Below are 319 nucleotides of genomic sequence, written 5' to 3' on the forward strand. Positions count from 1 at the left end.
CAGCAAGCGGCTGTAGCTCAGTTGGATAGAGTACTTGGCTACGAACCAAGGGGTCGTGGGTTCGAATCCTGCCAGCCGCACCAAATCTGTAAACCCCACTTCGGAAACGAAGTGGGGTTTTTCAGTTTCCGGGCCCCGTGGGCCCTGCTCTGGCAAAGCGGGTGCTGTGCAAGAAAAAGCTTGCACTGCCCTGCGAAAGCACCTACATTAGTTGCATTGCAGCGATTTTGCTTATCCGTGCTGCAACCAGTTTCGATCCGGGCAGCGGTACCCCAAAACCGCACACCTCCACTGCCACCACTTCGTTGTGGGCCCCTCA

The 319-nt window shown here is 56.4% G+C and carries 1 tRNA gene; it reads left to right on the top strand.

The features are described 5' to 3' along the window. Positions 1–6: 6 nt before the first annotated feature. A tRNA-Arg gene (locus tag HA630_RS01720) sits at positions 7–83 on the top strand. The last annotated feature ends 236 nt before the right edge of the window (positions 84–319 follow it).

The organism is Aquabacterium sp. A08 (genome assembly GCF_011742065.1).